Source organism: Lacisediminihabitans sp. H27-G8 (assembly GCF_046156175.1).
Taxonomy (GTDB): domain Bacteria; phylum Actinomycetota; class Actinomycetes; order Actinomycetales; family Microbacteriaceae; genus Lacisediminihabitans.
In genome coordinates, this window is record NZ_JAYLVL010000002.1 from 435,689 (window position 1) to 458,725 (window position 23,037).

At 67.2% G+C, this 23,037-nt stretch carries 19 protein-coding genes; 9 read left to right on the plus strand and 10 right to left on the minus strand.

Going from position 1 to position 23,037, the window contains the following annotated elements; translation table 11 throughout:
- Positions 1–68: 68 nt before the first annotated feature.
- Genes VLI63_RS06805 through VLI63_RS06815 form a run of 3 tightly spaced genes read left to right on the plus strand, consistent with a single transcriptional unit; the run spans position 69 to position 3,351 of the window.
- Entirely contained in the window at positions 69–752 is a 684-nt protein-coding gene (locus VLI63_RS06805; protein WP_409156108.1) for a TetR/AcrR family transcriptional regulator, read from the plus strand.
- Positions 752–1,456, plus strand: a complete 705-nt coding sequence (locus VLI63_RS06810; RefSeq protein WP_409156109.1) for a hypothetical protein — start codon at positions 752–754, stop codon at positions 1,454–1,456. The genes VLI63_RS06805 and VLI63_RS06810 overlap by 1 nt, the downstream gene beginning before the upstream one ends.
- Positions 1,453–3,351, plus strand: coding sequence for a YhgE/Pip family protein (locus VLI63_RS06815; RefSeq protein ID WP_409156110.1), 1,899 nt, complete (start codon positions 1,453–1,455; stop codon positions 3,349–3,351). The genes VLI63_RS06810 and VLI63_RS06815 overlap by 4 nt, the downstream gene beginning before the upstream one ends.
- A gap of 53 nt (positions 3,352–3,404) precedes the next feature.
- Here the strand turns inward: VLI63_RS06815 and VLI63_RS06820 are convergent, their stop codons facing one another.
- Positions 3,405–3,980, minus strand: coding sequence for a TrmH family RNA methyltransferase (locus VLI63_RS06820; RefSeq protein ID WP_409156593.1), 576 nt, complete (start codon positions 3,978–3,980; stop codon positions 3,405–3,407).
- Between the two features lie 319 nt (positions 3,981–4,299).
- Here VLI63_RS06820 and VLI63_RS06825 point away from each other — a divergent pair, with 319 nt between their 5' ends.
- The gene (locus tag VLI63_RS06825; protein WP_409156111.1) at positions 4,300–4,467 is read left to right on the plus strand and encodes a hypothetical protein; all 168 of its coding nucleotides are present in this window, start codon (positions 4,300–4,302) and stop codon (positions 4,465–4,467) included.
- Between the two features lie 86 nt (positions 4,468–4,553).
- Positions 4,554–5,762 (plus strand): FAD-binding domain-containing protein, encoded by a 1,209-nt coding sequence (locus tag VLI63_RS06830; RefSeq protein ID WP_409156112.1) that lies wholly within the window; start codon positions 4,554–4,556, stop codon positions 5,760–5,762.
- Between the two features lie 45 nt (positions 5,763–5,807).
- Here VLI63_RS06830 and VLI63_RS06835 read toward each other — a convergent pair whose 3' ends face one another.
- The gene (locus VLI63_RS06835; protein WP_409156113.1) at positions 5,808–6,728 is read right to left on the minus strand and encodes an AEC family transporter; all 921 of its coding nucleotides are present in this window, start codon (positions 6,726–6,728) and stop codon (positions 5,808–5,810) included.
- 77 nt (positions 6,729–6,805) lie between these two features.
- On the opposite strand from VLI63_RS06835, the gene VLI63_RS06840 reads away from it, so the two are divergent.
- Positions 6,806–7,606, plus strand: a complete 801-nt coding sequence (locus VLI63_RS06840) for an HAD-IIA family hydrolase (RefSeq protein WP_354574615.1) — start codon at positions 6,806–6,808, stop codon at positions 7,604–7,606.
- A gap of 16 nt (positions 7,607–7,622) precedes the next feature.
- Here the strand turns inward: VLI63_RS06840 and VLI63_RS06845 are convergent, their stop codons facing one another.
- Together VLI63_RS06845 and pyrE are read right to left on the minus strand one after the other, a co-directional pair.
- Positions 7,623–8,600, minus strand: a complete 978-nt coding sequence (locus VLI63_RS06845) for a hypothetical protein (RefSeq protein WP_409156114.1) — start codon at positions 8,598–8,600, stop codon at positions 7,623–7,625.
- Between the two features lie 227 nt (positions 8,601–8,827).
- Positions 8,828–9,379, minus strand: coding sequence for an orotate phosphoribosyltransferase (gene pyrE, locus VLI63_RS06850; protein ID WP_409156115.1), 552 nt, complete (start codon positions 9,377–9,379; stop codon positions 8,828–8,830).
- A gap of 82 nt (positions 9,380–9,461) precedes the next feature.
- Between pyrE and VLI63_RS06855 the strand changes: the two genes are divergently transcribed.
- The 3 genes from VLI63_RS06855 to VLI63_RS06865 all read left to right on the plus strand — a co-directional run bounded on the left by VLI63_RS06855 (position 9,462) and on the right by VLI63_RS06865 (position 12,887).
- Positions 9,462–10,298, plus strand: a complete 837-nt coding sequence (locus VLI63_RS06855) for an exodeoxyribonuclease III (RefSeq protein ID WP_409156116.1) — start codon at positions 9,462–9,464, stop codon at positions 10,296–10,298.
- A 50-nt stretch (positions 10,299–10,348) separates the two neighbouring features.
- Positions 10,349–11,119 (plus strand): GntR family transcriptional regulator, encoded by a 771-nt coding sequence (locus VLI63_RS06860; RefSeq protein ID WP_409156117.1) that lies wholly within the window; start codon positions 10,349–10,351, stop codon positions 11,117–11,119.
- Positions 11,120–11,498: 379 nt separating this feature from the next.
- A complete protein-coding gene (locus tag VLI63_RS06865) occupies positions 11,499–12,887 on the plus strand; it encodes a DUF6421 family protein (RefSeq protein WP_409156118.1) in 1,389 nt (462 codons plus the stop codon).
- Positions 12,888–13,033: 146 nt separating this feature from the next.
- Here the strand turns inward: VLI63_RS06865 and VLI63_RS06870 are convergent, their stop codons facing one another.
- The 6 genes from VLI63_RS06870 to VLI63_RS06895 all read right to left on the minus strand — a co-directional run bounded on the left by VLI63_RS06870 (position 13,034) and on the right by VLI63_RS06895 (position 23,036).
- The gene (locus tag VLI63_RS06870; RefSeq protein WP_409156119.1) at positions 13,034–15,112 is read right to left on the minus strand and encodes a hypothetical protein; all 2,079 of its coding nucleotides are present in this window, start codon (positions 15,110–15,112) and stop codon (positions 13,034–13,036) included.
- Between the two features lie 22 nt (positions 15,113–15,134).
- Positions 15,135–17,843, minus strand: coding sequence for a hypothetical protein (locus VLI63_RS06875; RefSeq protein ID WP_409156120.1), 2,709 nt, complete (start codon positions 17,841–17,843; stop codon positions 15,135–15,137).
- A 108-nt stretch (positions 17,844–17,951) separates the two neighbouring features.
- Positions 17,952–19,994: a hypothetical protein gene (locus tag VLI63_RS06880; RefSeq protein WP_409156121.1), complete on the minus strand. Its 2,043-nt coding sequence runs from the start codon at positions 19,992–19,994 to the stop codon at positions 17,952–17,954.
- 155 nt (positions 19,995–20,149) lie between these two features.
- Positions 20,150–21,205 (minus strand): glycosidase, encoded by a 1,056-nt coding sequence (locus VLI63_RS06885; RefSeq protein WP_409156122.1) that lies wholly within the window; start codon positions 21,203–21,205, stop codon positions 20,150–20,152.
- Positions 21,206–21,207: 2 nt separating this feature from the next.
- A complete protein-coding gene (locus VLI63_RS06890) occupies positions 21,208–22,041 on the minus strand; it encodes a carbohydrate ABC transporter permease (protein ID WP_409156594.1) in 834 nt (277 codons plus the stop codon).
- Positions 22,042–22,082: 41 nt separating this feature from the next.
- A complete protein-coding gene (locus VLI63_RS06895; protein WP_409156123.1) occupies positions 22,083–23,036 on the minus strand; it encodes a carbohydrate ABC transporter permease in 954 nt (317 codons plus the stop codon).
- Position 23,037: the final 1 nt, after the last annotated feature.

The window sequence follows — 23,037 nt, forward strand, 5'->3', positions numbered from 1 at the left end:
CGACACTCCCCAATGCGGGTGTCGTCAAATAACTTGCACACTGTTGTGCAAGTTATTACACTGGAGCCATGTCCACCCCTTCTCCGCTGCGCGCACCGCGCCGCGATGCCGCCGAGAATCGCGAGTCCCTCCTCGCCGCGGCACGTGTCGTCTTCAACCACGATCCCTCCGCCTCGCTCGAGGCAGTGGCCGCGCAGGCGGGTCTCAGCCGACGGTCGGTCTACGGGCATTTCGCCAATCGCGAGGAGCTGCTGCTGGAGCTCGTGACTACCGGCGCGCGCCGGGTGGCCACCGCGCTGGAGTCGGTGACCCATCCCGATCCCCTCGTGCGCCTCGCCCTGATCGCCTCGAACCTCTGGCGCGAGGTGGAGAGCGTTCGCGCGATGGCGCTGGTCGCCGTTCGTGGCCCACTCGCGGCCCACACCGCCGCGACGCTGGGGGCGATCCGGGCGAACGTGCGCGCCGCGATCGCCGAGGGGCAGGCGGATGACTCGATGCGAACAGACCTTGCGGTCGAGCGCCTCGCCCGGCTGGTGGAAGACACCGCGCTCGTCGTGCTCGAAGACTCGACGGAGCATCCGCTCGGCGCGCAGGAGGGCGACCGCCTCGCCATGCTGATGACCCTTGCCGTCGTCGGCCTCGGCTGGCGCGAAGCCGGCACCTTCATCGACGGGCGGCCGGAGCTCGCCTGGCCCGCAGCCACCGAACTAGAAACCGAATCCGATCGAGAAACAGAGACGGTGCCAGAGTGATGCGCGTAGAACTCCAACAGGCCGCCATCGGGCGCGGTCTCGGTGCTTCGGTGCCCGCTCTCGACGTGATCGTCGACGGACCGGTTCCCATCGTCATTGCCGTCCAGACCGATGAACGCCCGATGCTGGTGTCGATGCTCCTTGCCGGCCGGGTGCGGTGCGACTCCGGGCGAGTGCTCGTCGACGGAAAGGAGGATGCCGACCAGCTTCGTCGCCGGACGGCCCTCGTCGACACTCCGATCGTCGCCGAGCCGAGCGCCGGCATCGCCCTCACGACCATCGTCGCCGAGGATTTCTCCTTCGCCGGTTTGCGCACCTCCGGGCGGGCAGTGCGCAGCTTTCTCACCGACCACGGGATGGCCGACTTCGCCTCTCTCCCGGTGCGCGCGCTGCCCCCGGCCGACCGCATCCGCCTTTTCAGCGAACTGGCCGTGCTGCGTGCGGGAGTCGACGGCATCATCGTCACCTCACCGGAGCGTCACGGCGGCGCACCCGCCGAGTGGTTCGGGCACCTGGTGGCCCTTGCCGAGCGTGGCGTGACCGTGACCATCGTCACCGACTACGCCACGGCCGAGATCCTCATCGGCCTCGGGGCACGGGACGGCGCAGCGCCGGAAGCCCCACCCGAACAAGAAACAGAAGAAGCGGAAGCAGAGCCCTTCCTGCCCTCCCCCACGGATTCCCCGGAAAGCGACCTGTCGTGAAGATCTCCCCTCTCATCCGCGCCGAATTCGCGCGCCTCACCTCGAGCCGCATCGGAATCGCATCCCTGATCGCCCTCATGACGGTGCCGCTCGTCTACGGCGGCCTCTACCTCTGGGGCAACCAGGACCCGTATTCGAGCCTCGACAAGGTGCCCGCCGCGCTCGTCGTGCAGGATATCGGAACCACTGTCGACGGCACGGCGACCAACTACGGCGAGAAGGCCGCGAAGTCCCTGCTGAAAGACGAGAGGTTCGGCTGGGTCGAGGCGACCGCCGCGCAGGCGGCTGCGGGCGTGAAGAACGGCACCTATGACTTCGGCATCACCTTCCCGTCGGACTTCTCCGCCCGGCTCTCCTCCGGATCCGGTGACAGCCCACGGTCCGCCGAATTGAAGGTCACCACCGATGACACGAACAGCTACCTCTCCACGACCATCGCCAAGCAGGCCGCCGAGGCCGTGCGGGTGGAGATCGCCAAGGAGGTCGGCGCAGAGGCTTCCCTCACCCTGCTCGCCGCGGTGGGCGACCTCCGTGACGGGCTGGTGAAAGCCGACGAGGGAGCGAAAACGCTGGCGGATGGCGCGGCCTCGGCCGCGACCGGGGCGGCGTCTCTCAGCTCCGGCAGCTCGACCCTCGCCGGCGGAGCGGCGTCCCTCTCGAGCGGAATCGCCCGGCTCGACGCGAAGGCCTCGAGCCTGCCGTCCTCGGCCACACAGCTCAGCAGCGGCGCGTCGAGCGTGTCGTCAGGGGCGGCGGCGGCATCCTCCGGCAGCACGACGCTCGCCGGCAAGGCGTCCCAGGTGGCTACCCTCGCCGCCGGAACCCGATCCCAGGTGGCCGTCGAGCTCGCCGACGCGGGAGTTGACCCGACCGTCGCCGCGACGGTGGACGCCCAGCTTGCCGCGGTCTCCGGCGCGACCGCCCAGATCGGCGCGGGAACCTCGTCACTCTCCACGAGTCTCGGCACTCTCGCCGCCGGTGCGGCGCAGGTCTCGGCTGGTGCCGCGACCCTGAAGGCCTCAGCCCCGGCCCTCTCTTCCGCGGTGCATTCGGCCGCGACCGGGGCCGCGAGTCTCTCGAGCGGAGCCGCCGAGCTGGCGAGCGGGGCATCCGCTCTCGGCAGTGGCACGGCCGAGCTGGCGAGCGGATCGGCGACGCTCGAGAGCTCGCTCTCCGACGCCGTCACCCAGGTTCCCGTCACCACGGCCGCCGGTCGCCAGGCGACAGCGGATCTCATCGCCAACCCGCTCGCAGTGAAACAGAGCGCGATCACGCAGGCGGCCAACTACGGAGCCGGTCTCGCACCCTTCTTCCTCGCCCTGGCGTCGTGGATCGGCATCTACGCGCTCTTCCTGCTGGTGCGACCGCTCTCGCGCCGGGCCCTGACGGCGGTGCGCCGCCCGATCCGCACCACTCTTGCCGGCTGGCTCACGCCCGCCATGCTCGGGGTCGTGCAGATGGTCGCGCTCTTCGCGTTGGTGACCCTCGCCCTGCACCTGCCCGTGGCGGACCCGGTGGGCCTCATCGCCTTCATGGCCTTCGTCGCGATGACCTTCGCCGCGATCGTGCTCGCCCTCAACGTGCTGCTCGGAAGCGTCGGGCAGTTTCTCGCGTTGGTCTTCATGGTGGTGCAACTGGTGACCGCCGGCGGAACCTTCCCGTGGCAGACCCTTCCCGGTCCGCTCGCCGCGCTGCACCAGGCGCTGCCGATGAGTCATGCGGTGGATGGCATCCGCCAACTCATGTACGGCGGGCTGAGCTCGAGCGTCTGGTCATCCATCCTGCCGCTCGTGCTCTGGCTGGTCGGCTCGCTCGTGGTCTCTGTGCTCGGCGCGATGCGTCAGGGGCGGTTCCGCATCCTGCGGGAGCTTCGACAGTCACCGATCGGGGCGTGAGCCGACACGGGCGGAATTGCCACCCGGGCCGGGCAGCCTGAGGCCGGACAGGCTCAGAATTTGGCGTGCTGCGTGATCCAGGCGTGCATAGCCACGGCGGCCGCAGCGGAGGCGTTGAGGCTGCGGGTGGATCCGAACTGGCTGATCTCCACGATGTGCGACGCGGCGGCGATCGCTTCAGCGCTGAGGCCCGGACCCTCCTGCCCGAACAGCAGGATGCAGGCCGGCGCGAAGGAGAAGGTCTCGATGATTACCGAGCCGGGCACGTTGTCGATGGCGATGATCGGGAGTGCGGCGTCCGCGGCCCAGCCGGCGAAGCCCGCGACATCCGGGTGGTAGAGCACGTGCTGGTAGCGGTCGGTCACCATGGCGCCGCGCTTGTTCCAACGTTTGCGGCCGATGATGTGCACGGTGTCGGCCCCGAACGCGTTCGCGCTGCGCACGATCGAGCCGATGTTCATGTCGTGCTGCCAGTTCTCGATCGCCACATGGAACGGATGCCGCGACTCGTCGAGATCCGCGACGATCGCCTCCATCGTCCAATAGCGGTAGCGATCGACGACGTTGCGTGAGTCGCCCTTCTCGAGCAGCTCGGGATCGTAGCGGGAGTCATCCGGAAGCTCGCCCATCCAGGGACCGACGCCGTTTGTAGTGAGCTCGACGCTGGGGTTGGGCTCTGGGGACGTCACTCCGTCAGGGTAGCCGGGATCCTTCGCCGCGATTGTTGTTGGGGAGGTGTTGGTCGGGGCAATGCGACTCGGCGTGCCACTCGTTGGTGCATGCGCGGTCGATGGTGCCGCACCCGGTTCTCCGCACTCGGTTGTCTGCACCCCCGCGGTCCACCGGCTCGTGCGTGCCGGGTGCTCACCCGGCTCGTTCGCGCCCGGTTCCCCGAGCCCGCGGATCGAGGCGCAGGGCAGGGCGGCACGAAGCCCGGCGGGGGATGTGGTGATCGGCGATATTGCCCGCGAGGCTGTGAGCGAGGTGCTCGAGTTGTTGCGCGCGACCGGCGTGGAGTCGAGTGGCGCGATCGCGCTCGACGAGGTCGCGCTGTCGCTCTCCCCCGACAACGTGCCCTCGGGAGCCGTGCGGAGAGGGCTGCTGCTGACAAGCTGACGAAAGGACTTCGGCCAACGGCCGGGGTCCTTTCTCGCGCTGCAGTCCACAGCAACTCTCCTGACAGACGATGGATGATGGGGGCGATGTTTACTCCCACCCGAGCCGCGGGACTTGAAGTCCTCGCCGATTTCGTCCCCCGTGCCGGGCACGATTATGCGCGCGACCGTAACCACGACAGCGGGCCCTCCCGCACCAACGTTTCTGGTCTCTCCCCCTACCTCCGCCACAGGCTCGTGACCGAGCGCGAGGTGGTGGCGGCCGTGCTCCAGCGGCATCCGCTCGGCTCGTGCGAGAAATTCGTGCAGGAGGTCTTCTGGCGCAGCTACTGGAAGGGATGGCTCGAACAACGTCCCGAGGTGTGGCGGTGGTATCGCCGTGACCTGGCAGAACTCGAGCTCTCCGGCGACTACCCGTCCGCCGACTACGAAGCGGCCATCGCCGGGCGCACCGGCATCGACGCGATGGATGCCTGGGTGCACGAACTCATCGACACCGGGTACCTGCACAACCACACCCGCATGTGGTTCGCGAGCATCTGGATCTTCACCCTTGGCCTGCCCTGGCAGCTCGGCGCGGACTTCTTCTATCGACACCTTCTCGACGGGGATGCCGCGTCGAACACGCTCTCCTGGCGCTGGGTCGCCGGGCTCCAGACCGCGGGCAAGACCTATCTCGCGACGGCGTCGAACATCGCTCGCTACACCGACGGGCGGTTCTCGCCCCTGGGGCTTGCGACATCTGCCCGGGCGCTCGTGGAGGATCCGCTTCCGTCTCCACAGGGCATCGCGCCGGTGGAGTCCGCTGCGGTCGAAGGGCGCGTCGGGCTGCTCCTGCATGAGGAGGATCTTGACGCGGTGAGCCTCCTCGACGAGCACCCGGGACTCGCCCCACAACGGCTCGTAGCGGTCGCCGGATACGCGGATCCGGATGCTCGATCGCCACTGGGCGCATCGCATGCTGTTCGTCGATTCACGGCGTCCGCGCTCGAGGACGGGGTCAGGCGGGCGTCCAGTCTCTTCGGACAACCCGGTCGGGTTCTGCAGGACGCCTTCTCGTCGACGGTGCTCGAGTGGGCGGCATCCGAAGGCCTCGATGCCGTTGTCGTGCCGTACGCTCCGGTGGGCCCGGTGCAGGAACGGATGCTGATGCTGAAGGCCGCGCTCGCGTCAGAGGCCGTGGCGCTCACGTCGGTCCGGCGACGCTGGGATACCCTCGCCTGGCCGCATGCGGCGCGGGGCTTCTTCCCCTTTCGCGAGCAGATTCCCGGGCTGTTGCGCCAGCAGGGTCTGTAGACCCGCGGCTGCGGATGGCGGGCCCCACCGGGAGATTGTTGCCCGTCACCCCAGCAGAGCCGCCACCACCACCAGCACCGGGATCGATCCGATCGTCGTGATGAGCACCGTGTCGCGGGCGATGATCTCCCCCCGGCTGTACCGCGAGGCGTAGTTGAACACGTTCTGGGCGGCGGGAAGCGCGGCGAGCGCCACCACCACGAACAGCGGATGCCCGTGCACGCCGAACACGAAACGCCCGAGTATCCAGGCCGCCACGGGCATCCCGACCAGCTTGATCGCGGATGCCACCAGCACGTCCCGCCGCCCGCTGCCCGCCTGAAGCAACTTCTGCCCGTGCAGCGACATCCCGAACGCGAGAAGCACGACCGGCACCGCAGCGCCGCCGAGTAACTCGAAAGGCTTGAGCACCGCGTCCGGCGGATGCCATCCCGTGACCGCCAGCACCACCCCGAGCACGGATCCGATGATGAGCGGATTGCTGATCGGCTTCAGCAGCACCCGCCAGACCGACACCCGCCCGGTGGTGGTCACATCGAGGATCGTCAGCGCGACGGGCGCGAAGATGAGAAGTTGAAGCAGCACGACCGGGGCGGAATAGGCGGCGCTGCCCAGCACGTACACGGCCACCGGGATGCCGATGTTGTTGGCGTTCACGTACCCGGCACCCAGCGCCCCGACGACCATCTCCGGCACGTCGCGATGCCAGACGAAGCGCGCTATCGCCGTGTACGCGGCAAAAGCAAAGAGTGCCGCGACGAGCGACACCACCAGCAGGGAGGAGAACAAGACCGAGACCTTCGCCGACTCAAGCACCGTGAAGAGCAGGCAGGGCGAGAGTACGAAGAACACGATCCGGTTGAGCACAAAACCGGCGTTCGGGCCGAGGATCCCCAATCGGCCGACCAGGTAGCCGACCGCGATGATGAACCCGATGATGGCGAAACCGACGAGTACTCCGGTCATCATCAACTCCTGTCGGCCGCTCGAGCGGCAGACAGCCGCGCCACGTGAAGGTTATCTGTGCTGGGTACTATGGGCGCATGACAGACCGAGGCGACATCGAGTGCTGGCTCACTGACATGGATGGTGTGCTCGTCCATGAGAATCATCCCGTACCCGGAGCATCCGCTCTGCTCGAGCAGTGGCGCGACCAGGGCAAGCCCTATCTCGTTCTCACCAACAACTCCATCTTCACCCCGCGGGACCTGAGTGCCCGGCTGAAGGCATCCGGCCTCGACGTTCCCGAGGACCGAATCTGGACCTCCGCCCTCGCCACCGCTGATTTCCTCGCGTCGCAGGCGCCCGGCGGTTCGGCCTTCGTCATCGGCGAAGCGGGAATCACCACGGCGCTGCACGAGGCCGGCTTCATCATGACCGAGACCTCACCCGACTACGTGGTGATCGGCGAGACCCGCAACTACTCCTTCGAGGCGATCACCAAAGCCATCCGTCTCATCGTGGCCGGGTCCCGCTTCATCGTGACGAATCCGGATGCCACGGGCCCGAGCGCCGACGGACCCTTGCCTGCCACCGGAGCCGTCGCCGCTCTCATCACCAAGGCCACCGGCAAGGAGCCGTACGTGGTCGGCAAGCCGAACCCGATGATGTTCCGCTCGGCGATGAACAAGATCGGCGCGCATTCCGAGAACACGGGCATGATCGGCGACCGCATGGACACCGATATCGTCGCCGGCATCGAGGCCGGGCTGCACACCATCCTCGTGCTCACCGGCATCAGCGATCAGAACGAGATCGACAAGTACCCGTTCAGGCCCGACGAGATCCTCAACAGCGTGGCGGACCTGCTCGAGCCGGGCCCCATCGAGTCCGACGAGATCTGACTCGCGGCTCGGGCTGCTACTTGGCGGGGGTGCCCGCGACGCTGCCGGTGATGGGCTCTCCGCCGGAACGGTTGACGAAGCAGAAGTAGTCGTGCTGCCCCTTCGTCCACTCCGCCGCGGTCGCCGCATACGAGGCCTGGAACTGGATGTCGCTGTACGCCCCCGCTGTCGCGAGGTCGATCACACCCGGAGCCGTGCAGAGCAGGTTGATCTGCGACTGCAGCGAATCGAGCCCGGGGTAGGCCACCGTCGCTTCCCCGGGGAAGGTACCGCGGAACACCATCTGGGCCGGATGCGGAGCCGCGCAGTCCACGACGGTGAAGCGCAGATCGAAGGGGGTGGAGTAGGGGTCGACGCACTCGCCTCCGCGCAAGTCGCTCCATAGGTGCACTCCCACTGCCGCCGCGCCGCCCGTCGCCGCGATCGCGCCGGGAGATGTCGACGGCGAAGCCTTCGGCGCCGCGCTTCTCGTGGCGGCGACCGGCTCTGGAGCCGGCGCGATCTTCGTGCCGATCACGAAGAGGAGCGCGAGCACGAGAAGGGCGATCACTGCCCCCGCGATCCAGAACAGTAGCTTCTGGTTGCGGGAGAAGGGGGCGCGCGACTCGCGCGACGCGGATCGGCTCGGCAGACCCCCACCCTCGGCGAGCGGACCTTCGGTGGATGCCGAGGACCCGAAGCCGACAAACGGGCCGGCGGCGGAGGGCGATGCTGCGAAGGGCGATGCTGCGGAGGGCGACGCTATGGAGGGCGACGCGGCGAAGGGCGACGCGGCGAAGGGATTGAGCCTCCCCGGTATCGCACCGATGAGAGGCTCCCCCTCGTAGTCCTTGAACTGCGTCTCGCCGAACAGGGAGTCGATCGGCGTTGTCGGGTCGACGTCGTCGTCGGAGTCCGAGCTGAAGTACGGTTCCGCGGGACGGGACGACGCGGATGCCGCCGACACGGGTTCGGCCGGAATCAGTTCGGTGACCGGCTCGGCAGGCGAGAGCACGGGCGGCGCTGCTGGGATTGGCGCGGCGGGCGCGGCCGTGTGAGGCACCGGCCGGATTGGCGCGGCGGGCGCTGGCGAGTCAGGCACCGACGCCGGCCTACCGGGCGTGGCATCCGGCACACTCGCGCTGCCGAGACCCCAATCGAAGGGGGAGGTGATCGGGTGTGGTCCCGTATTCTTCCCGGTGCCCTCTCCGGTGTCGTCGCCAGCGGCCATCGTGCGATTCGCTACTTCGAGAGTCCGAGGTCGGCGAGGCCGATCGCAGCGAAATAGGGATACCCGGCGGCCTCGATGACCTCACGGGCACCCGTGTCGCGGTCGACGACGACGGCTACACCGGCGATCTCCGCTCCCACCTTCTTGAGCGCCTCGATGGCGGCGAGGGGGGATCCGCCGGTCGTCGAGGTGTCTTCGAGCACGATCACGCGCTTACCCGCGAGGTCAGGTCCCTCCACCTGGCGGCCGCGTCCATGATCCTTGGGCTCTTTGCGCACGACGAAGGCGTCGTAGGAGAGCCCGCGGGCAGCTCCCTGGTGCAACACCGCGGCGGCGATCGGGTCCGCCCCCATCGTCATGCCGCCGACGGCGGAGACCTCCGCGACAGCCGCGATCAGGTCGAGCATGACCTGGCCGATCAGGGGCGCGACGCGGTGGTCGAGGCTCACCTTGCGCAGATCCACGTAGTAGGTGGCTTTCTTGCCGCTCGTGAGCGTGAAATCGCCGTGGAACACGGCTCCCTCGGAGATGTAGTCGATGAGCTGCTGTCTGGCGTCGGTCACGGCCCCGATTCTACTGGGCAGTTTCCGATGGGGCCCCTTTCCGGGTCCGAGCGGCACACGTCCCAACGATTAAAGTGGGTCCATGCGTGTTGCCACCTGGAACGTGAACTCCATCCGTACGCGAGCCGCCCGAGTGGTCGACTGGCTGGGGCGTGAAGACATCGACGTGCTCGGTATGCAGGAGATCAAGTGCAAGGAGAGCCAGTTTCCGTTCGAGCTCTTCGAGGAGGCGGGCTACGAGGTACAGCTGCACGGGCTCAACCAGTGGAATGGTGTCGCCTTCGCCAGCCGGCTACCCATGGACGATGTGCAGATCGGATTCCCTTCCGCTCCCGGCTTCAGCAAGACCGAGGTCGAGGGCGCGCCGCCGCTGGAAGCCAGAGCCATGGCCGTGACCGTGGAGGGCGTGCGCCTCTGGAGTCTCTACGTGCCCAACGGACGAAGCCTCGACGACCCCCATCTCGCCTACAAGCTGGACTGGCTGGCGAAACTCGCCTCCGACACGACGGCTTGGCTCGCGGAGCATCCGGACACTCCGCTCGCACTCATGGGTGACTGGAACATCGCCCCGCTCGACTCCGATGTCTGGCCGACCTGGGACTTCGCCACCAGCACCCACACCTCGGCCCCCGAGCGTGCCGCCTTCGCCGAATTCGAGACGATCGGACTCTCGGATGTCGTTCGCCCTCGTGTGCCGGGGGGCTTCACGTACTGGGACTACCAGCAGCTGCGCTTTCCCCGCAACGAGGGAATGCGCATCGACTTCATCATGGGTTCCGCCCCCTTCGCCCAATTGGTGACGGCGGCGAGCATTCATCGCGACGAGCGCAAGGGCGACGGCCCGAGCGACCATGTGCCGGTGGTCGTCGACCTCGACATCGCCGTCGAGGACGACGAGGATCGGCCGATGATCTTCTGAGTCCCGGGTTGTTACCCGATCCGGAACGACGGGGCCGGTAGGGTCGGAGAGTGAGTGACATCCGCACCTCCAAAGCCGCCGACGGCGCAGACAAGTCGTCCTTCGCGACAAGCCCGGTGGTCAACCTCGTGTTCGACCGGGTACTGACGTCGGTGCACGAGGGCCGCCTGTTGCCCGGTCAGCGCATCAGCGATTCGGAGCTCGCTGAGCAGCTCGGGGTGTCGCGAACCCCGGTGCGCGAAGCACTCCAGCGCCTTCGCGATATCGGGATCATCGAGGCCTCCGCCAGCCGGTTCACCCGTGTCGCGCTCGTGACCCCGAAGCAGACCGCGGATGCCATGGTCGTCTGGGTCGCGCTCTACAGCGCCCTGGTCAACGAGGTCATCCCTCTCGTGACGCCAGAGCTGGTGGCCGCCATGCGCGCCGACCACACGCTCTTCCTCGAGCACGTGAGCTGGGCTCTCGACCCGAAGCGGATGGCCGAACTCCGGGCGAATCCGCAACTCGTGCACGAGCACATCGCCGAGCTCGTGCCGCAGAAGATCGCCATGGCCAACGCCAAGTTCTTCAATCACCTGGTGGGACTCTCACAGAATCCCTCACTCGTGCGCGGCATCAACTCCGTGGTGCACCTCATCCAGCTCGGCAGCCTCTATCTGCCCGACTATCTCGACTTCCGAGCTCTCAGCGAGTCCCAGCAACTGCTCATCGCCGCTGCGAGGGACCACGACCGCGCCGCGGCCCAGGGGGCACTGCGGATGCTCGGGCTGATCAGCGTGCCGACAGCGGCGCTCGAGGCCGAAGCCGAAGCCGAGCTCTGACGCGGTCCCCGAACGGGGGGTTCTGTCCTCCTTTCGGAGGACCAATATACTGCTAACGTATACCTACGCATGAAAGTGCGGAATTGGTTTCGGCGCCTGGAATTTCCACTCGATGTATTACCCGAATCGAGTGATGACGCCGAAATTCTAGCCACGTCGCCCCTTACCCAGGCGATCCAGCGGACTGGTCGCCCGAATGACCAGTCCGCTGACGTGCATCCAGGGGCCGCCGTCGCCACGCACGCCTCGTGCGTCACCCCGCCCCCCTTGTGCAACTATTCCGCGCCGATGACAACCAAACGGCGCGATTGTGCAGATACCCTCGAGGGAGGCGCATTCGCGTCATCTTGTCGTTTCTTTCGGGATCGGAGGTCGAACCATGTCATACGCCACTTCAGCAGCACAGAGCGCAATCGTCGGGGAGCCTGAGGTCCTCGAAGACGGCTCCGTCGAAACGAGCGCGGCGTGGCTCGAGCTCAAGGTCGCGGTCTCCGCGCTCCGACCGCTGCAGGTGCAGGACGGCAGTATCCCGAACAGCGCACATCACGCGGATGCCCGCGCCCTGGTCACCACCATCGCCGGCACGCTTCGCGCCTTTGTGCCGGTTTTCCCGCACGACGAGGAATACCTGCGTGCCGCCGCGGTGGACTTCGAACAGTGGGAGGCGCGCGGATTCGGCGTGCCCGACTTCTTCGACTCCCTCGCCGCATTCCAGCCGCAGCTCCACCGGATCGATGGGCTGCGTCACCTCGTCGTCTTCCCCATGTATACCCAGAACGGCAGCACCGACCGCCTGGTCGAAGCCGTGATCGTCGAGGTGATCTGGCCTGAATTCGTGGCCGCCCTCGAGGCCGGGGAGTACTCGAACGCGCTGTTCGTTCCCATTCGTTTCATCGACTTCACCGAGGGCTACGACACGAACTCCGCGGTGCTGTTCCCCGAGACGATCGCCATGCGCACGGTGCCGACCTTCACCTGGGGAGCGATCTTCGCCGACCGGGAGGCCGCGCGATTCCGCAGGGTCGTGCGTGAGGCATCCGCCATCACGAAGCTCGACCTGCCGGCGGATGCGCTGCGGCTGCTCGACGACCAGCACCTGGCCGAAGAGACCTTCGTCATGTGGGACCTCATCCACGACCGCACCCACATGCGTGGAGACCTGCCCTTCGATCCGTTCATGATCAAGCAGCGCATGCCGTACTTCCTCTATTCGCTCGAGGAACTGCGCTGCGACCTCACCGCCTACCGCGAGGCGGTGCGCCTCGAGCGTGCCGAGGACACGGATGACGTGACCCGCGACCACGCGAAACTCGTGCAGTACGCCGTGCTCTTCGACCGGATCTTCCGGTTCGCGATCACCGGCACCCGCGTGCGCAATTACGACGGGGTCGGCGGGCAGCTGCTGTTCGCCTGGCTCCACCAGCACCACGTGCTGCACTGGACCGACACGCGCCTCACCATCGATTGGGCGGACGTACCGGAGGTCGTCATCGCACTCGGGCGGGAGATCGAGGAGCTGTACTGGCGCTCGATCGACCGGCCGAAGACCGCGCACTGGCTGGCGGCCTACGAACTGGTCTCTGGCACACTCACGCCGCATCCGGCATCGAACTGGGCGAAGCGGGAGCTGCCGCTGGATGGACCGCCCAAGGGGTTCACGGATGCCGTGCTGCCCGACGAGTTCCCGCTGTCGATGTTCTACGAGGCCCTCTCCAAGAAGATGGCCGACGTGATCGAGTCGACCGCCGGCCTGACCGGCCGCAGCTAGCGTTTCGCTGGGCGGCGGCTGACCCTGCGCATCGGGGAGGTTCGCCGCCCCACCGTTCGAGCAGGAGCACCGGCGAGGTGTCGGGACCCACTAGTCCAAAGGGTCTCGACCACCTCGCCCTCGCTCGCCGCTCGACCGACCGGGCGCTAAAAGGCCAGGGTGCCGGCGGAGTCGATCAGCGGATCCCAGTTCGACTCCGTGTATTCCTTGCCGGTGGTCACGTCCTGCAGGCTGACCTCGTTGGACGCCGCGACACGCAAACCCTTTTGGGCGCTCGAGAGGTAGTTCACCGTCGACGCGCGATTGCCCGAGATCGTGGTGCGCACCGCGGCAACCGACACGGTGAGCGTCGGGGCATCCGGGAAGTCGCCCCGCACCACGAACATCCCGCCGCCTTTGGCATGCAGCGCCCGAGGGAGCGCGCCCCGACCCGGGCCGAATCCGGCGCCGTTCGCTCCGATGGTGCAACCCGGCCCGATCGTGACCGCCACCGACCGCACAGCGAAGGCTTCGACCAGGATCGAACTCCAGAGGTCGGGGATGCCCGACATCGCGCCCTCGGATGATGCCTCGAACGCCAGGCCGCCTCCCGGGGCATCCCCGGTGAGGTTGGATGCCGTGCCGGGCACGGTCGCACCGACACCGGCCGAGCCGAACGTCGAGGTGGTGATGGCGAGGTCGACGTTGCGCGCGGCGAGACCGCCCCCCTTGTCGAGTGGCCCGGTCGCGCCCGCGCCACCGGTCGAACCGGCGCCTGCGCGATTGCCGGTCACAGTGCATCCGCTCATCGTCGTGCCTGACCCCATGGTCAGGCGGATCCCTCCGCCCATGTTCTCTGCGATGTTGTCGGCCACCGTCACGCCCGACAGCGTCAGTCGGGAGAGCACGGATGCGTACAGCCCTCCGCCGTCGTCGAAGCCGTGGTTGCCGCTGATCGTCGTCTCCGTGATGCGGATCGCGCTCTTCCGGGCGGCATCGAGCTCGGTGCGCTCCCACGCGTCCCCGGCGGCGAGGCTCAGCGCGGAGGTCACGAAGTAGTACAGCAGATGGTCGGTGAGGTGCCCCCAGTTGCGCGTGACGGCATCCAGAATCAGCGTTCGCACACCGCGGAAGACCGGATGGGACGTGCTGGGGCTCACCGTCGCCAGCGCCGCATCGATGACGTCGGAGAGGCTGATCGACGACAGCGGGGAGCCGATCACCGCGCGGGCCGCGGCCAGTTTGCCCACGAGGAAACGCACCATCCCCGTCTCGAAGAGATCGCGCCCGAGCTTGCTCGGTACCGCGACCTCGCATCCGATGCCCCCGCCGTCGCAGCGACCGCCGGCCAGTGTCGTGTTCTTGCGCACCGAGCACCCGGAGATCGTGGGCCAGCCGTAGCCGGTGACCGCGATCCCGCCTCCCCGCCCGTTCGCCGTGTTCGCTTCGAACGCGCAGCGAGAAACGGTGGGGCTGGCCCAGACGGTGGCGAGACCCCCACCGAAGGCCTGCCCGGTAATCGCATGGTTCGGGCGCCCCGCACCGATCTTGCCGTCGAATTCGCGCCCGACCTGGGCGAGGATGACCGTTCGGTCGATCGGAGCGATCACCGTGCCGGGTCTCAGGTAGCCGAGCGCCAGGTTCGCCGCACCGATGAGGGTGTTGAGCGCAGTTTCCACCGTCGTGCTGAAGATGTCGCCCAGCAGGTCGAGGATCGCCTGGCGGAGGGCGACGCGATCCGCTTCCGGCCAGGGAAGCACTGCTGAGGCGCGGGTGCGATTGCCGCGGAAGAAGCAGCGATCGATCGTGACCTGGTCCGCATCGACCACCACGATGCCGCCGCCGCATCCGATCCCTGGCTCCTGCGGAGCATGCACCGCCACTCCTTTGCTGATGCGCACCCCGGACACGACGACCGGGCCGAAGGATGCCCGGGTTGCGGGCGTTCCCTGGATGCGCATCACCCGATGATCGCCGTCCGACGCGATCGTGGGCAGCACCGCCTCCACGAACTTCGCCGCTGTCGGATCGATCGTCGGATGAGCCACGAGGTAGCTGCTAGTGATCGTGATCGCCTTGTCGATCACGAGCTCGGCGCCCGCGTACGTTGCGGCATCCATGATCTCGATGGTGTCGCCGGGCGACGCGGCCTTCAACGCCAGGGCGACGCTCTTTGCCGGGGACGACTTCGACGTGAAGGCCCCGGTCGTGCCCCCGGTGGCCTTCACGTACCTCGTCGTCGCCATGACCCGCTCCGTCGCTCGCCGATCAGACTTGCCGCCCGGTCTTCGGATCGTAGGTGACGCTCACGGCCACCACCTGGTCGGTGGGGAGGATCTCCAGCCACTGGTCGAAGATCTCATAGTCCACCGGGTCGGGGGCTTTGAATCCCGAGGCGAGCGGATCGAACCCGGCCTCGTAGACCTTGTCGAGAGGTGTCGCCCGCACCGTGTTCGAATCGTCGATCGGGTCGGCGAAGTCCTTGGGCTTGTCACCCTCGTCGTGCTTCTGCTTCACCCGGTCGGCGAGCAGGTTGAGCACGTCGAACATCTTCTTGCCAGCCCACTCGGGTTCCGGGCCGAGGTAGGTGTCGTCGGGACCGATGGTGCCCATCCCCTCGACGTGCTGCAGCCAGCTGAGAGCCGCCCGCTCCTTCCCTGGGCGGATCGGGAGCACCGCTTTCACCCAGGGCGCGTTGAGAAAGGCGTTCCGCAGGTCGTCGCCATCGAGTTGCAACAGCCAGCCGAGCGAACTGCCCTCCCTAGCCGGACGCGAATCCTCGGTGATGTAGTAACTGTCGACGCGCGTGTCCGCCTCTCCCCAGGCACCGATGTTCTGGCTCGGGATGATCGGACTCACGCTCACCACCTCGCCGGTCACCGGGTCGGGCGCCGACGGCAGGCCGCCGAGCTGCTGGTGTGATTCGTGCAGGCGCGGACGCCACCACTCTGGGGCCACGAAGTAGAGCATCTTGTCCACGTCGAAGATCGAGTTGAGCAGTTCCGCGACCACGTGCTGGGTCTGGCGATCCGGCTGGGGTACCAGCGCGCTCGGGGTGAGCATGCCCTGGATGAGGTTGCGGTAGACCACGATGCGTTCCTCGTCGCGCAGGTCACCGAACGGACGGCTCGCCACGTTCGAGGCCGCATTGATCCGAGCGCGGGCCGCATCCACGAAGGCCTGGTTGTAGAGCGACTGCTCCTGCGCCGTGAAGTAGTCCTGCCGCTTCTTGTTCTCTGCGTCGATGGCCACCTGGTCGACGATCGGCGACCAGTTGAGGGTCGCCTTCACCGGAAGGGAGTTCTGCGACTGGAAGTTGACGTGGTCGAGGTGCACGGTGAATGAGAAGCTGCCGGTTCCGTCATCCACGATCGTGCTCTTGGCTACCGACATGGACGCATCCGCTCCCTGGGTATCGATGGAGACCCCCGCAAGGGTGAAGCCGGGCTGCGAGCACCGCACTTCGGTCTGGGGGATGTCGGCGACGATGTGATTGGTGGAGTCGAGGAATCCGAGGCTCGTCTCCGACCCGTTGTCGAAGGTGTCGTCGTTGGACGCGTCGTCGGCGTCGATGAACGGGATCGTGAGGGTGAGCGAGTCGGTGAACGGCGCCGGCGGCACCACCTTCTGAGGCTGCGGGATTCTCGACAGGTCCGGCGGAGCGCCGACATGCACGAGCTTCGCGAGTCCGAGCTGACTACCCGGGTCGTCGACGTAGGTCTGCCAGCACAGGTAACTTCCGACATCCTGTACCTGCACCACCAGCTGCCGCATCTTGCGCCGCAACTCGTAGTTGATGAGATCCGGGGAGTTGTTGGTGAGTACGTAGCGCTTCGTCGACGTGTCGGTGGTCTCGGTGACGGTGCGGAACGTGCTCTTGAAGTTCTCGGTGATCTCACTCGTGAGCTTCTTGCTCTGGCTGCGCATCGATTTGCTGACGTTCTCGCGAGCCTTCCCCTCGGAGGTCTCCAAGTTGAAGCTGCCGGTCTCGGTAGCACTTCCCCAGCCCCAGTTCTCGTTCGCGGTCGCCGAGACGCCGAACTTCGAGCCGGTGCGGTTGTCGTCCTTGACTGCCAACGAGAGGTCGTCCTGGGAGGTCGAGGAGTCCTCGCTGCGCTGCATCGTCTGCACCGAGGTCTCGAGCACCTGTTCCTGGTACACGCGGCGCGTGTGGATCTCCGCCATCTCCACTGTGGATCCCGGCGCCACCCAGACGTGGCCGGCGGGGGTGCCGAGGAAGGTGTCGAGCTCGAAGAAGTACTCCCGGAACAGGTGGGCGAGCCCGATCGGCGAGAGACCGACACGATCGAGTTGGCGCGTCGGGTCGATCGAGTCGAAGGGATCTGTCGAGGCGGCGGCCTGTGCGAGAAGCCCGAGGTCGGCGACGGAGGGGTAGAACACCTGCTTGAGCAGATCCGTCATCTTCAGGTTGTGGAGATCAGCGAGGATGCCTGCGATCTTCGACTCCCCGGAGATGAACGATCGCACCCGTGCCTCTGGAGTCGTCCTTTGCGCACTGCGCAGGTAGACCTGCCTGCCGTCGGCCGGGCCGAGGCTGAGGTCGCGGAACAGCTGGGTCGCCCGCTCGGGCACCACCTCATTCAGGATGCCGGTAAGGGAATCCGGGGACAGGATGTCGTCCCAGATCTCCGGGCGATACTTGCTCTCCGGAGGCAGCTTGGCCTTGATCGCGCCGATGATGGCGCTGTCCGGCGACGAAGTGCCGAGCAGACCGGGGGCGAGTCCGGTGACTCGGACCGGCACATCGCCCGGGCCGAACACCGCGGTATAGGCCGGGCGCACCCGGTCAAACAGCGATCCAAGAATGGCCGACTGGCGGGAACGACCACCCTCCTGGATCCTGCCATCCTGCCGCGCGGACTTCCACCCGAGCAGTGGCTGGTACACCCCGAACAACTCGCTGTCATAGGGGAGGACCCCCTTGTAGTTCGTGTAGTCGGTGATCCGTTGCGACATGGTCGCCTCCTCGTCGAGAGCGAGCCGCCACTGGCCGGCTGCCCGGCGGATCTGCTTACTCGTTCAGGAGGCGCGAACGCCCACGGTGATACCTCGGAGCCGCCGCGACTACCGGGTCACCACCGCGAATCCGCCGGCCCGCAGCAGGATCGTCGACGATCCAGAGATCACCCGAGTCTGCAGGAGTCGCCCGCCGGAGTCGTAGGTACGCACCGTCGCACGCTCCCCCGCCGCACCCACCCGGGCGGGCAGCGGCAAAGCGGATGTCGAGTGCACGAGTTCGGTCGAGGCGTTCGCTCCGCCGAGCGCGAGCCGCGAGACGAGCGGCCGCACGATCACGGCATCGAGCTGCACCGTTCCAGAGGTGGCGCGAACGGTGACGGTCGTCGCCCCGGCACCGATCGGCAGCGTGAGAGTCTGCGGCAGCAGCGCCCCGGGCACCGCGGTGATTCCCTGTGCGCCGACGCCGTCTCGGATGATGCCGAGCGGCACCCGGCCCGCCGTCCACACCGAAGATGCCGAACCCGGGTTCGGCTCAAAGGTCACCGGCTCGAGGTGCCGGGCACCCGATCCGGCCGGTATCGCCAGGGTCGCGGTCGACTTCGACGGCAAAGAAAGGTAGGCACCTCCCCCGAACTGCGACTCACCGGTCCAGGCCGAGTCAGGAGTCACCACGGTGCCTGTCGTCTCGGCCGTCGACTCCGCCTGCAAGACCGTGAGGCCGTCGTGCGAGACGGTGACCGGTGTCGCGACGGCACGCGCCGCGACATCCGGATTCGCATCGAGCGCGAGCATGGAGAGCAGTCCATGAATCGTGCTCTCCGCCCCGGAATTGGGGTTCACCGTGCCGTCCGGTTGCACTCCGTCGAAGGTGACTCCCGTGGCGCGATCGTAGGTCGGCTTCCCCGACGGATTCGCACCGAAGAACCACGACCCGGCGATACCCGCCAGCTGCCGGATGCCCGGCCGATTGCCCGCGGCGGCAACGGCGAGCAGGGACTGCAACCGCGAATCGGCCCCGTAGGCGATCTGGGTGGTGTCCACCGGCGTCGGGTACCAGCCGTTGTCGGGACCTGCGGCCGCGAGCAGCTCGGTCGTGAACCCGACCGAATCAGCGACGGCGGGCTCGAGCAGCTCCGGCTTCTTCAGCACGGTGGATGCCACGGCGAGCGCCGCCGGCATCTGCGACGCGTAGGCATGCCACATCGACCGGGACTCCGCCCACGGGAGGATGGCGCCATAGGGCCACTGGGTGGATGATCCGGCGCCCATCTTCGAGATGCCGTCCGCGAGCTGCGCGAGCGCGGTGCGGGAGGCGGTGTCGCCAGGGGCGGCTGCCGAATACGCGCTGAGGCCGAGGACGGCCTCGGCAGAGGCATCCGCCCCATTGATGATCAGCCAGGCCGGTACTCTCACACCGTCCGCGATGGCGTAGGTGCCGTACTTGTTGAGCACCTCCCGGTCGAGCGCGGCGACGCCGAGTTGTAGACGCTGCTGGAGGAAGCTCGCGAAGGCCGGATCGGTGTCTATGAAGTCGGCATACCCCTCTCCGAAGGCCCAGAGGCTGCGGGCGAGCCAGTAGCTCGGACCGCTGTCGGAGGGATCGGGCAGCTCTACCGGCACCGGCGACCTGTTGAAGGTGCCGTCGGACTGCATCCAGAGCACGACGTTTCCCGCGTTCGGTCCACTCGAGGTCTGGAAGTAGGCGACGGATCTCAGCAGCTCGTAGGCCTTTGTGCGGCTCACGGCGGAACCGCTCTGCCTCCAGTCCCGCAGGTACACGACGGCGGCCCGGGTGATGTCATCGGCGTTGTAGGCGCCCTGGCCGTAGTGGCCGGTCGCGGGGTCGAGCGGTCCGCCACCGACGCGCGCGAAGGTGCCGCCCGGTCGGGAGTCCGCGTAGGTCCACGGCATGGTGATGGCCGGCTCCTCCGCGAGGCGATAGGTGCTGTGGCCGTCGACGGCACCGGGCGACGCGGTATCGAGCAGGAAGTCGAGGTGCGCGAGGTTGGTGAGGCGGGGCGCCGCGCCCACACTCGTGGGGCTTGCGACCGCGGGGCTGGCGACCGCGGGGCTTGCGACCGCCGCCACACCGACCAGCGCAGTGGCTGCCAGTGCGGCAAGCCAGCGCCGGGAGAGGGAGTTCGTCATCGAACGTGTCCTTTTCTGTGGGTTGTTTGCTTTCAGAATTCAGGAGGATGTGGTGCTGATGTGGTGGATGGTGCAGGTGTCGACCTCAGGAGGGCTCGGCAGCCCCGTCCGTGCCGCACCTTCCTGAATGATGAGAGCGGCAGGGTGGGGCAGCGCTACTGGCGGTCGATGCGCGCGACCCCGATCTTGGAGTCGGCCATGCCGTAGAAGACGAAGAGCCGGCCGTCGATGCGCTCGATCGCGGTGGGGAAGACCACGTTGGGCACGATGCCGCTGCGCTCGTCCTCGGTCTCGGCCGCCAGCAAGGGCTCCGTCGTGCGGGCGAGGATCTTCGTGGGGTCCGCGGCATCCAGAATCATCCCGCCCGCGGAGTAGTTCACCTTCTGCTGCTGCGTGAACGCGTTGTCGATCTCCCCGGTGACCCCGTGATAGAGAACCAGCCAGCCTTCGTCGACGAGCACCGGCGGCGGGCCGCCCCCGATCTTCAGCTGCTCGAACGGGGATTCGGGGGCGGCGAGCATCCGGTGCCCGCGCCACAGCACGATCGAGCGGATGTCCTCCATCACCTCGGTCACGGGCACGTAGCTGATCCAGATGCTCTGCCGCTCGTCGGCGATGCCGGCCGGGATCGTGAGCCGCTCCCCCGGCTTGACCTCTCCGAGGTCCCACATCGGACGGTGGAGCACCGCGAAACTCTCCACCCCGTCGGGGGCGGTCACTGGCTCGGGGAAGAACACCGTGTCTTTGTTGTGGAAGAGGTTCAGGTCGATGTCGAGGGCGTCATCGAACTCGAAGAGCGCCGGGCCGAGTCGCGTCCATTCGCGCAGGTCGGTGGATGTCGCGATCGCGGTGCGCGGACCCAGCGGCCCGAAGGCCACATAGGTCATCACATGGAGGCCGAGCCGCGGGATGAAGGTGACCCGCGGATCCTCGGTGCCCGAGTTCTTCGCCCCGCGCTCCCATGACCGCTCCGGCTGCAACACGACGCCCTCGCGTTCGACCCCGACCGGCACACCGTCCTCGATCACCACTCGGGCGAGCCCCACCCGGCTCACGTTTCCGGTGGCCACCATGCGAGGGAGGAGGTAGAGCGTGCCGTCATCCGAATGTCCGGTGGCCGGATTCAGCACCCCCTCTGCCTCCAGTTCGTCCCCGGGAAGCGGGGACATGATCACTCCGGCGCGGGTGAGGGAAAAGGGGAAGGGGAACATGGTCAACCTTTCACGCCCGAACCGATGTTGGTCGAGACGAAGTACCTCTGGAACACGATGAACAGCACGACGACGGGCGCCGCAAGAACGACAGCGCCCGCGAGGGTCGCGCCGAACGGATTGGACGCGGATGCCGCGACATTGGAGATGTAGTTGGCGAGGGAGACGGCCAGCGGTTGCAGGCTCGCCTCCTTCGTCACGAGGAACGGCCAGAGGAATTCGTTCCACGGGCCGATGAATGTGAGCAGCACCACCGTGATGATCGCGGGCCGCACGAGCGGGATCGCGATGCGCCAGAGCAGTACGAGCTCACTCGCCCCGTCGATCCTCGCCGCCTCGAACAGCTCTTTGGGCAGCTGCAGGAAGTACTGCCGGAAGATCACCACCGCCGTCGAATTGATGAAGAACGGCAGGATCATGCCGAGGTAGTTGTCGGCGAGCCCGTAGTCGCGCGCGATGAGCACGTACAGGGGGATCATCAGCAACTGGAACGGGATCACCTGCACCAGCAGGGCCAGAGCGAACGTCACTCCCCGGCCGCGCCACTGCAGCACGGCGAGTGCGTAGCCGGCCAAGAGTCCGAACACCATCGTGCCGAGGAGCACGCCGCCGGTGAAGATGCCCGAATTGAGCAGCCCCTGGAAGAGGTTGATGCGGTCGTTGATCTGCACATAGTTCTCCCCCGTGATGTTGGCGACGCTGGGGAAGGCTCCGGAGACCGAGGGATCGGGCTTGGCCTGCAGCGATCCGATCACCATGTAGTAGAACGGGAACAGGAAGACCAGGGCGCCGATGCCGAGCACCACTCCCCGTAGAATGCGCTGGGGGCGTGACATCCGGGTGTGCGCAAAGTGGTCGGTGCGCTGTTTGGTGCCCATCAGTCGTTCCCTCCCGCGAATCGGTTCTGCAACCAGGCGATGACGAGCACCACGAGAACCAGCACGACCCCGATGGCCGCGGCGGTATCCGGATGCCCCTGCTGCAACCCGTCCTGGTACATGATCAGAACCGGTGAAGCGGATGCGCCGTTGGGGCCGCCGCCGCCCGTGAGCAGGTATGGCTCGGTGAACAGGTTCGCTCCGGTGACCGTCGAGACCAGCAGCACGAGCACGGTGGCCGGTCGCACGCCCGGCACGGTCACCGAGAAGAAGCTGCGCACGGCACCCGCGCCATCGGTGGAGGCCGACTCGTAGAGCTCCTTCGGCACCGCCTGGAGGGCCGCAAGGTAGAGCAGGATGTAGAAGCCGAGTTGCTTCCACGTGACGAACAGGGCAATGGTCGGCATCGCCCAATGCGTGTTGACGAGCCAGGATGGGCTCGGCGCGAGCGGGCCGAGCACCTGGTTGACGATGCCGTTTCCGTTGAAGAGAAACAGCCACACGGCCACGACCGCCACGCTCGCTGCGAGGTAGGGCACGTAGAAGCTCACCCGCAGGAAGGCCTTGAACCGGGTCACCTTGTTGAGCGCACTCGCCAGGAGCAGCGACAGCACGACGGTCAGCGGCACGTTGATCAACAGGAAGATGCCGACATTTCCGAAGGAACGGATGACCGCCGGGTCGGAGAACGCCGTGATGTAGTTCTGCAGCCCGACGAATGGACGATCGACCTGCGCGCCCGGGGCCGCGAAGAAGAAGTCGTGAAACGAGATCCAGACCGAATAGATCAGCGGATAGGCGAACACCAGGATCACGAACGCCAGATACGGTGCGCTAAACAGCAGCCCGAGCGGATGCTTGCCGAGGATGCCGCCCCGCTTGCGTTTCCGCGTCGGCGAGGCACCCGGCTCCGGTGGCCGCGAGGCCACCGGAGACGTCAGGGTGGTGGTCATG

Excerpts from the sequence above, each read along its gene's own strand:
- VLI63_RS06805 (WP_409156108.1), top strand. The coding sequence starts at position 69 with ATGTCCACCCCTTCTCCGCTGCGCGCACCGCGCCGCGATGCCGCCGAG.
- VLI63_RS06810 (WP_409156109.1), top strand. The coding sequence starts at position 752 with ATGCGCGTAGAACTCCAACAGGCCGCCATCGGGCGCGGTCTCGGTGCT.
- VLI63_RS06820 (WP_409156593.1), bottom strand. The coding sequence starts at position 3,980 with ATGGGCGAGCTTCCGGATGACTCCCGCTACGATCCCGAGCTGCTCGAG.
- VLI63_RS06830 (WP_409156112.1), top strand. The coding sequence starts at position 4,554 with ATGTTTACTCCCACCCGAGCCGCGGGACTTGAAGTCCTCGCCGATTTC.
- VLI63_RS06835 (WP_409156113.1), bottom strand. The coding sequence starts at position 6,728 with ATGACCGGAGTACTCGTCGGTTTCGCCATCATCGGGTTCATCATCGCG.
- VLI63_RS06840 (WP_354574615.1), top strand. The coding sequence starts at position 6,806 with ATGACAGACCGAGGCGACATCGAGTGCTGGCTCACTGACATGGATGGT.
- VLI63_RS06855 (WP_409156116.1), top strand. The coding sequence starts at position 9,462 with ATGCGTGTTGCCACCTGGAACGTGAACTCCATCCGTACGCGAGCCGCC.
- VLI63_RS06865 (WP_409156118.1), top strand. The coding sequence starts at position 11,499 with ATGTCATACGCCACTTCAGCAGCACAGAGCGCAATCGTCGGGGAGCCT.
- VLI63_RS06870 (WP_409156119.1), bottom strand. The coding sequence starts at position 15,112 with ATGGCGACGACGAGGTACGTGAAGGCCACCGGGGGCACGACCGGGGCC.
- VLI63_RS06875 (WP_409156120.1), bottom strand. The coding sequence starts at position 17,843 with ATGTCGCAACGGATCACCGACTACACGAACTACAAGGGGGTCCTCCCC.
- VLI63_RS06880 (WP_409156121.1), bottom strand. The coding sequence starts at position 19,994 with ATGACGAACTCCCTCTCCCGGCGCTGGCTTGCCGCACTGGCAGCCACT.
- VLI63_RS06885 (WP_409156122.1), bottom strand. The coding sequence starts at position 21,205 with ATGTTCCCCTTCCCCTTTTCCCTCACCCGCGCCGGAGTGATCATGTCC.
- VLI63_RS06890 (WP_409156594.1), bottom strand. The coding sequence starts at position 22,041 with ATGTCACGCCCCCAGCGCATTCTACGGGGAGTGGTGCTCGGCATCGGC.
- VLI63_RS06895 (WP_409156123.1), bottom strand. The coding sequence starts at position 23,036 with ATGACCACCACCCTGACGTCTCCGGTGGCCTCGCGGCCACCGGAGCCG.